This window comes from Mesorhizobium sp. M0954 (assembly GCF_040319155.1).
Classification (GTDB): Bacteria; Pseudomonadota; Alphaproteobacteria; order Rhizobiales; family Rhizobiaceae; genus Mesorhizobium.
The window spans coordinates 1-740 of record NZ_JAMYNR010000082.1 but is presented as its reverse complement, the minus strand read 5'-3'; the positions used below and the strand labels follow the sequence as shown (position 1 = coordinate 740).

At 65.5% G+C, this 740-nt stretch carries 1 protein-coding gene; it reads left to right on the top strand.

Features of this window, described 5'->3' with window-relative positions; translation table 11 throughout:
- On the top strand, positions 1-740 hold a 740-nt coding region (locus NKH93_RS34245; RefSeq protein WP_352976418.1), incomplete at both ends, for an IS256 family transposase.

Here is a 740-nt window from a genome sequence, read left to right as displayed (position 1 = left end):
CGCAAGCTGGTGACGCGGGTCGGGGTGCTGGAGCTTCGCGTTCCGCAGGATCGGGCTGGCCGGTTCTCGACGGAGTTGTTTGAGCGCTACCAGCGTTCGGAGAAGGCATTGGTGTCGGCGCTGGTCGAGATGTACGTGCAGGGCGTCTCGACCCGCAAGGTGAAGGCGGTGACGGAGGAACTGTGCGGCCACTCTTTCTCGGCCTCGACGGTGAGCGAGGCGACGATGCGGCTGGATGAGGCGCTCAAGGCGTTCTTCACGCAGCGGCTCGAGGAAAGCTATCCGTATCTCATCTTGGACGCGCGCTACGAGCGGGCTCGCGAGGCGGGCGTGATCGCCAGCCAGGCGGTGCTGGTGGCGATCGGCGTGGATTGGGAGGGCCGGCGCCAGGTTCTGGGCGTGGAGCTGGCCAACCGGGAGAGCCATTCGAGCTGGCGCGAGTTCGTGACGGGGCTCAAGAATCGCGGGCTCGCCGGCGTCGAGTTCGTCGTCTCCGACGACCATCCGGGGCTCAGGGCGGCAATCCGCGAAGTGCTGCCCGAAGCGGTCTGGCAGCGCTGCTACGTGCACTTCCTCAGAAACGCGCTCGACTACGTGCCGCGCAAGGTCGACGACGATTGCCTGATGGAGCTCAGATGGTTCTACGACCGGCGCGACCTTGCCGAGGTCAAACGCGACCTGGCGCAGTGGATCGCCAAATGGCAGGCCAAATACCCGAAGCTGGTCAACTGGGTGGAAGA